The organism is Pantoea sp. CTOTU49201 (genome assembly GCF_032054795.1).
GTDB lineage: Bacteria > Pseudomonadota > Gammaproteobacteria > Enterobacterales > Enterobacteriaceae > Pantoea > Pantoea symbiotica.
The window spans coordinates 1-8060 of sequence record NZ_DAMBSA010000208.1 but is presented as its reverse complement, the minus strand read 5'-3'; the positions used below and the strand labels follow the sequence as shown (position 1 = coordinate 8060).

The 8060-nt window shown below is 58.8% G+C and carries 8 protein-coding genes; 7 read left to right on the top strand and 1 reads right to left on the bottom strand.

Features of this window, described 5'->3' with window-relative positions:
• Nucleotides 1-698: LysR family transcriptional regulator (locus RTY00_RS14910; RefSeq protein WP_312664966.1), on the bottom strand; the 698-nt coding region annotated here is incomplete at its 3' end.
• 157 nt (nucleotides 699-855) lie between these two features.
• On the opposite strand from RTY00_RS14910, the gene argH reads away from it, so the two are divergent.
• From argH to RTY00_RS14875, 7 genes are read left to right on the top strand one after another with little or no spacing between them, the layout of a single operon-like run.
• Nucleotides 856-2283, top strand: a complete 1428-nt coding sequence (gene argH, locus RTY00_RS14905) for an argininosuccinate lyase (protein WP_312664965.1) — start codon at nucleotides 856-858, stop codon at nucleotides 2281-2283.
• A gap of 10 nt (nucleotides 2284-2293) precedes the next feature.
• A complete protein-coding gene (locus tag RTY00_RS14900) occupies nucleotides 2294-3172 on the top strand; it encodes an amino acid ABC transporter permease (protein ID WP_008102605.1) in 879 nt (292 codons plus the stop codon).
• Nucleotides 3173-3185: 13 nt separating this feature from the next.
• Complete coding sequence (locus tag RTY00_RS14895) at nucleotides 3186-3950, top strand: amino acid ABC transporter ATP-binding protein (RefSeq protein WP_008102604.1); 765 nt, start codon at nucleotides 3186-3188, stop codon at nucleotides 3948-3950.
• Nucleotides 3951-3966: 16 nt separating this feature from the next.
• Nucleotides 3967-4788 carry an ABC transporter substrate-binding protein gene (locus RTY00_RS14890; RefSeq protein ID WP_312664964.1) on the top strand — a complete coding sequence of 274 codons (822 nt, stop codon included), beginning with the start codon at nucleotides 3967-3969 and terminating at the stop codon, nucleotides 4786-4788.
• 11 nt (nucleotides 4789-4799) lie between these two features.
• Nucleotides 4800-5645, top strand: coding sequence for a polysaccharide deacetylase (locus tag RTY00_RS14885; RefSeq protein WP_312664963.1), 846 nt, complete (start codon nucleotides 4800-4802; stop codon nucleotides 5643-5645).
• Nucleotides 5638-6525: a polysaccharide deacetylase gene (locus RTY00_RS14880; RefSeq protein WP_312664962.1), complete on the top strand. Its 888-nt coding sequence runs from the start codon at nucleotides 5638-5640 to the stop codon at nucleotides 6523-6525. Before RTY00_RS14885 ends, RTY00_RS14880 begins: the two co-directional genes overlap by 8 nt.
• Nucleotides 6509-7870 carry an MmgE/PrpD family protein gene (locus RTY00_RS14875; RefSeq protein ID WP_312664961.1) on the top strand — a complete coding sequence of 454 codons (1362 nt, stop codon included), beginning with the start codon at nucleotides 6509-6511 and terminating at the stop codon, nucleotides 7868-7870. The genes RTY00_RS14880 and RTY00_RS14875 overlap by 17 nt, the downstream gene beginning before the upstream one ends.
• The last annotated feature ends 190 nt before the right edge of the window (nucleotides 7871-8060 follow it).

Here is an 8060-nt window from a genome sequence, read left to right as displayed (position 1 = left end):
TCGTCGCGCGGCGTCACATATAAATGATTAATAATTTTCTGCTCACGTAATATGTCCGTCGATATATTTTTATCGCACGATCCAGAATATAAAGGATGTGACATGGAGCAATATAATTTTGAATATTCCTTATAAAGAGGGAAGTAATCAAAATCACTTTTCATTTCATAAACCGGCGCAATACCACAATGAAAACGGCCTTCACTGATGCCGCGTTCAATATCATCTAATTGCGCGGTTTGCAGTCGAATTTGTACCTTTGGCGCTTTCTGGTGCAGCTGTTGCACCGCCGCGGTGACCGGCGATTGCGGGTCGGAGATGGTGTTATCCACCACGCAAATCGCAATGTCGCCCAGCAGTTCATTGCGGCTGTTGTGTAAGCGCTCGCGAAACAGATTCAGCGAGACGAACAGCTCCAGCGTGGCCTGATACACGTTGATGCCGTATTGCGTCAGCTCAAAACCTTCGCGTCCGCGGCTGCATAATGTCATGCCGAGACGAATTTCCAGATCGGAAACCTGTTTACTGATCGCCGCCAAACCAATATTGAGTTCGTGACTGGCAGCGGTTAATCCGCCGGCTTCCACCACGCATTTAAATACCCGCAGTAATTTTAAATCGATATTACTCAGTGCCAGAACCGCATTATCGCTGCGATTATTTGCATTGTTTCCGGACTGGGAAACTTTACTTTCCATTTTTGCTATTCAACTCCGGAATAATTGCGGTGAAAGTACAGTGAACCTGAAATAGGCCCTATTTACCAGTGTAGCCATAAAATAAGTTTTTATTATCTCAACTGGCTCATCCATATCTTTTTCATATCGCTGATGATTATCTGTAAGGGGAAATAGCATGTCTGATAATGCCGAACTGTTATGGGGCGCGCGTTTTAAAGCGGCACCGGCGGCGAGTTTAACCGCGCTGTCTCGTAGCCCGGATTATTACTTTGCATTGGCACCTTACGATCTGGCGGGCTGCCGGGCGCATGCCCGTGAACTGGCGCGCGGCGAGCTGCTGAGCGCCGAAGAGCTCAGCACCATGCTGGCGGCCATTGACGCGTTAGACGCCGATTATCGCGCCGGTCAGCTGCATCCGATTGCCGCCGACGAAGATGTGCACACGTTTATCGAACGCGCGCTGACCGAGCGTTTAGGTGCGCTGGGCGGCAAGCTGCGCGCCGGGCGTTCGCGCAACGATCAAACCGTTAACGACCTGCGCCTCTATCTGCGCGACAACGGCCGTAAGGTGGTCAGCGCCTTGCTGACCCTGCAGCAGGCGCTGGTCGAGCAGGCGGCGCAGCACACCGAAAGCGTCGCGCCTGGTTTTACGCATCTGCAGCAAGCGCAGCCGATTGTGTTCGGCCATCAGCTGCTGGCCCACGCGCAATCTTTTGCCCGTGATATTGAACGCATGCAGGATTGGGATCGCCGCAGCGCGCGCTGTCCGCTCGGTGCCGCTGCGATGGCCGGTTCCGCCATTGCGCGTCAGCCGGAGCACGCCGCCGCCGATCTCGCTTATCTCGCGCCGTGCGAGAACTCCATCGATGCCGTTGCCAGCCGCGACTACGCAGCTGAATTCCTGTTCGTCACCAGCATGATCGGCATCAACCTGTCACGCCTGTGCGAAGAGGTGTGCATGTGGGCATCCCGCCAGTTCCGCTGGGTTGAGCTGCACGACAGCTACGCCACCGGCAGTTCCATCATGCCGCAGAAGAAAAACCCGGACATCGCCGAACTGACGCGCGGCCGCTCTGGCCGCCTGGTCGGCAACCTGATGGCGCTGCTCACCACCATGAAAGCGATGCCGCTCTCCTACAACCGCGATCTCAGCGACGACAAACGCAACGTGATTGATGCGGTGGATACGCTGCTGCTGGTGCTACCAGCGATGGCGGGCATGATGTCGACGCTGAAATTCAACACCGACGTGATGCGCGAGCAGGCACCAGACGGCTTCACGCTGGCGACCGAAGTGGCCGACTGGCTGGCGATGCGCGGCGTGCCGTTCCGCGAGGCGCATGAGATCACCGGCCAACTGGTGCAGGTGTGCGAGCGCGAAAATTGCGGCCTGTCGGATCTCAGCGATGTGCAGCTGCACGCAGTGGATGCCCGCTTAACGCCGGACGTACGCAGCGCGCTGACGCTGGAAGCCGCGCTGGCGGCCCGCAGCGGCTACGGCGGTACCGCACCGGCACGCGTGCGTGAGCAACTGGCGCGCTTGCAAACCCTGATGCAGGACCAGCAGCGCTGGACTGAAGATTACGCTGGCCCACGCGCCTGAGGAGAGCTCTATGTCGCAATCAACGCCGATTGAGCCGGGTTTGAACAATAGCCGCGAGCAGACGCATTACGATCTCGATCGTTATCAGGTGGTGCCGCGCCGTTATTACGGCCGCATTACCGCGTCGGCGGTGATTCTGGTGCTGCTGGCGCTGCTGGTGAACGCCTTTGCCCACGGCAATATCGAATGGTCGTTTGTCGGCCAGTTCTTTACCGCCCAGGCGATTCTCAACGGCGTGGTCAACACGCTGATTATGTCGGTGCTGGCGATGGGGCTTGGCGTGCTGTTTGGCGTCATCACCGCCATCATGTACATGTCGCCGAATCCGGTGCTGCACTACATCGCCGTGGGCTACGCGTGGATTTTTCGCGGCACGCCGCTGATTCTGCAGCTGCTGCTGTGGTTCAACCTCGCGCTGGTGTTTCCCACCATCAGCATTCCCGGCGTGTTCAGCGTGCAAACCGTCACCATCATGACGCCGTTTCTCGCCGCGCTGCTCGGTTTGAGCATCAATCAGGGCGCGTACACCTCGGAAGTGGTGCGCGCGGGCTTGCTGTCGGTGGATACCGGGCAATACGAAGCGGCGAAAGCCATCGGCATGCCGCGTCTGCAGGCGCTGCATCGCATTATTCTGCCGCAGGCGATGCGCGTGATTCTGCCGCCGGTCGGCAACGAATTTATCAGCATGATCAAAACCACCAGTCTCGCCAGCATGATTCAGTACTCCGAACTGCTCTACAACACGCAAACCATCTATTTCGCCAACGCGCGCGTAATGGAACTGCTGTTTGTGGCGGGCATTTGGTACCTGATTGTGGTCACGGTGTTGTCGTTTGGACAGAGCCGACTGGAACGTTATTTCTCACGCGGCCATCGTCAGCGTCAGTAATCAGGAGCCCAACATGAGAAACATCGTGCGCGCCGTCAAGGTGAACAAATATTTCGACCAGTTCCACGCCCTGAAGGATGTCAGCCTCGAAGTGAACTACGGCGAGGTGATGTGCATCCTCGGTCCCTCCGGTTCCGGCAAAAGCACCTTTTTGCGCTGCATCAACCAGCTTGAGAAGGTCGATAAAGGCGGGATTTGGGTCGACAACGAGCTGGCGGGCTATCGCATCGCCGGTAACAAGCTGCATGCGCTGAGCGACAAGCAGATTGCGCGTCAGCGCCTGCAAACCGGCATGGTGTTCCAGCGCTTTAACCTGTTCCCACACAAAACCGCGCTGGAGAACATCATCGAAGGGCCGTGTCGCGTGCTGCTGCGTCCAAGACGTGAAGCCAGCGAAGAGGCGATGGCGCTGCTTGATCGCGTTGGTCTGGCGCACAAAGCGCACGACTATCCGCAGTCGCTCTCCGGCGGTCAGCAACAGCGCGTGGCGATTGCTCGCGCACTGGCAATGAAACCCAAACTGATGCTGTTTGACGAACCCACTTCGGCGCTGGATCCGGAGATGGTGGGCGAAGTGCTGGCGGTGATGCGTCAGCTGGCAAAAGAGGGCACCACCATGCTGGTGGTCACCCATGAAATGGGCTTCGCCCGTGAGGTGGCCAATCAGGTGGTGTTTATGGACGAGGGACGCATTATCGAGCAGGGCGCACCGGAAGACATTCTGCTGAACCCGCAAAATCCACGGATGAAAAACTTTATTAACGCGATTCTTCTTTAACATTACCGGGGTGAATATGAAAAAGCTGTTATTGAGTGCCATCAGTGCCGCCGTTTTGCTGCAATCCTCTGCCTGGGCAGATATCGCCGTACCGGCTGCGATCAAAGAGAAAGGACTGACCGTGGCGATCATGCCGAACTACCCGCCAATGGATTTTAAAGATCCGGCCACCAACCAACTGACCGGCGTGGATTACGATCTCGGCCAGGCGATTGGTGAAAAGCTCGGCGTGAAGATCAACTGGCAGGAGATCGCCTTCGAGCAGATGGTGAACGCGGTGGTGACCAAACGCGTCGATCTGGTGATGTCCGGCATGACGGACACCAAAGAGCGTCAGCAGGTGGTTAACTTTATCGACTACTTCAAAACCGGCCCGCAGTTCTACACCCAATCCGCGCGCAGCGATATCAACAGCGCGATGGATCTGTGCGGTAAGAAAGTCGGTACCAGCCGTCGCACCACCTTCCCACTGGAAATTGCTAACCGGTCAAAAGCGCACTGTGAAGCGGCCGGTAAGCCCGCGATCATCGTGGTGGGCGCCGAAGGCACCGCCGATGCGCGTACTCAGCTGCGTCAGAACCGACTGGATGGCGTGGTGCAGGGCAGCGAAACCCTGCCTTACATCATGGATCTGGAAAAGGGCAAATATAAGGCGCTGGATAAAGCCTTCTCCTTCCAGTACACCGGCATGGCGATTGGTAAAGATGCGGGCGAGCTGACCACGGCGATTCAGGCGGCGATCGACGCGATGATTGCTGATGGCTCTTACCAGAAAATCCTCGGCAAATGGGGCCTGGCAGACAACGGCGTGGCGAAGGCTACCGTTAACCAGGGCTAAGGAGCGCGCAGATGCAACAACCGGGCGCAGTGCGCTGGCCGCAGGGAAAACGCGGCTGTATGGCGCTGGCGTTTGACCTCGACGGTCCCACCGGCGATGCCATGCTGAATGGCAGCCTGTGGTCAACGCCAGAGTATTTTACCTTTGGGGCTTACGGGCCGTACCGCGCGCTCGGGCGTTTGCTTGACCTGCTGCGCGCCTTCGAGCTGCCCGCCACCTTCTTTGTGCCGGCGTGGGTGGTGGAGCAGTGGCCGCAGCAGTGTCAGGCGATTATCGAACAGGGCCACGAAGTGGCCTATCACGGCTACCGCCACGAATCCTTCTGGGCGATTTCACCGGATGAACAGCGTGCGGTGATGGCGAAATCGGCAGAAATCTTTCACCAACATCTTGGCATCACCGCCTGCGGTTTTCGTACGCCGTCGGGCGACTGGCATGCCGAAACGCCACAAATCCTGCGCGATGCGGGCGTGATTTATTCCAGCAGCATGCGCGGCGACGATCGTCCTTACAGCATTCCGGTGGCGGGTCATACGCCGCTGGTGGAGATCCCCGGTAAATGGGAGATGGATGATTACGCCTCGCTGGCCTACACGCGCCAGCCCGATTTTCCCAAAGGCGGCGACCGCATCTCCAGCTATGCGCACACGCGTGATAACTGGCAGCGCGAGTTCGATGGCGCGATGGATGAAGGTTTGTGCCTCACCACGCTGTTTCACCCGAAAATCTCCGGCCAGCCGGGACGCATTTTGCTGCTCGAACAGCTGTTTGAACATATGACGGCGCGCGATGATGTGTGGTTTGCGCGCTGCGACGCGGTGGCGCAGTGGTATTTGCAGGAGCAACAGCATGACTGAACCTTCACGCTGGCCGCTGGGCTTCCAGTCGGCGGCGATCCTCACCATCGATTTCAACGACATTCACGGTATTCTCACTCAGGCGCCGGCGGTAGCGGGACGCGATAAAACCCTGTCGGTGTGGCGCTACGGCACGCTGCGCGGCGTTGATCGCTTGCTGGCGCTGCTGGCGGAAAAACAGCTCAAAGCCACATGGTGTATGCCCGCGATTGTCGCCGAAGAGCAGCCGGAATTGGTGCAGCGCATGGTGGCCGACGGCCATGAAATCGCCTGCAGCGGCGATAGCCATGAAGATTTCTCGCTGCTGACGCTAGAGCAACAAATTGCCAGCGTGACGCGCGGTTGCGACAAACTGGCGCACATTACTGGGCGCAAAATTATCGGCTTCCGCACGCCTGCTGGGCAGTGGAAACCGGGATTGGCCGAGGCGCTGATAGAACGCGGTATTCGCTGGTCATCCAGCTGGCGCGGCGACGATTTGCCGTACTTCCATCCCGGCACGCGCCTGGTGGAACTGCCAATGCACTACACGCTGGAAGATGAGCCCTACTTCGCCTTTAACCTCAGCCCGGCTATTCCGCCAGGGCAATCGCGTATCGCACCTTATGCGGAAACGCTGGCGAATATGACGCAAGATTTCCACGGCTTCCACCGCTTTGGTCTGTGCTACTTGCTGCGCCTGCATCCGGAAATCATTGGTACCGCTGGACGCATTGGTTTGCTGCGGGCGCTGCTTGACATGCTGCAACAACACAACGTGTGGATCGCCACCGCTGAGCAGGCGGCGGCGCACTGGCAGACGCAGCCGGATAACGATTTATCCCATCCGGCGGAAGTGTTTACCCGCATCATTGGAGGTGCGCATGGCGAGCACGCTTGATCAACTGGCGGCGTTTATCGCCGAGACGCATTTTGCACAGCTGCCTGCGCCGCTGGTGGAGCAGGCGAAACGCCATTTGCTCGACACGCTCGGCGCTTCGCTGGCGGGCTGCGACAGCCCGATTTGGCGCGAATGTCTGGCGCTGGTGCAGGCCGAAGGTGGACGCGAGCAGGCGCAGATCTGGGGCTGCGCGCAACAGGCCAATCCGCGTCAGGCAGCGTGGCTGAATGGCGTGGCGGCGCATATGTATGAACTCGACGACACCGGCGGCTGCGATCACTCCGGCGCGGTAGTCATTCCGGCGCTACTGGCGGCCTTGCCGCTGGCGACGCAGCCGGTGGACGGGCAAGCGCTGCTGGTGGCGATGGTGATCGGCTATGACGTCGGCCGCCGGGTGTTAGAAGCCTGCGGCGGTTACTCGGCGCACAACGGCGCAGGCTGGCACTCGACCGCCAGCTGCGGCGTATTTGGTGCGGCGGCGGCGGTGTGTTCATTGTTACAACTGGATCGCGCGAAGTGTGCGTCTGCTCTGGGCATTGCCGCCAGCTTCAGCGGCGGTTTGTGGGGCTTTATCCACGACGGATCGCACACCAAAAAACTGCATGCGGCGCGCGCCGCAGAAGGCGGCGTACAGGCCGCATTGCTGGCACAACGCGATATCAGCGGCCCTTCGGCGGTGTTTGAACCGCGCTGGGGCGGCTTCCTGCAAACCTTAGCGGCTGAAACCCAACAGCCGCAGGCTTTGACGGCGGATCTCGGTGAGGTATGGAAACTGGCGCGCTGCTCGATCAAACCTTACGCTTCATGCCGTGGCACCCACGCGGCGATTGATGCGCTGGGAATCCTGCTGCAACAGCATGATGTGCGCGCAGAGCAGATCGCGCGCATCGTGGTGGGCATGAATCCGTTCCTGCTGGAGATGTGCGGCGGTCGTGAGTTACACAGCCTGGCGGCGGCGCAGATGAGCTTGCCGTATGCGCTGGCGGCGCGTGCATTATACGGCTCGGCGGAGCTGGCGAGTTATGACGACGCCAAACGGCTGCATCCTGATGTGGAAGCGTTGCTGGCGCTTATTGAGCTGGTGATCGATGAACAGCAGAGCCGCGACGACGAACCGTGGGTGCGGCTGGAAACCGTGCAGGGCGCGCAGTGGCAGCAGCATGTGCCGGTGCCGTCAGGCGCGCCGAGCAATCCGCTCACGCTGGATGCGCTGCTGGCGAAGTACCGCAGTTTGGCGGCGCGTGTGTTGCCGCTGGAGCAGGTCGAACGGCTCGAGGCGGTGTGCCTGGAGCTGGATGAAGTGGCGGATGTGCGGGAAGTGGTGGGGTTGTTGGCGCTGAGGTAAAACCAGGTCGGCATAAATGCCGACCCTACAAAATCCACGCATTTCGCCGTAGGGTCGCCATAAATGAATTGCACCCCAAATGTTGGACCATAATCTGACATCGAAGGTGCAGCTCCATGACAACAAAATATCCCGTCGAATTTAAACTCTCGGCCATTCACTATTTTCTTAGCGGCCATGCCGGTATTGA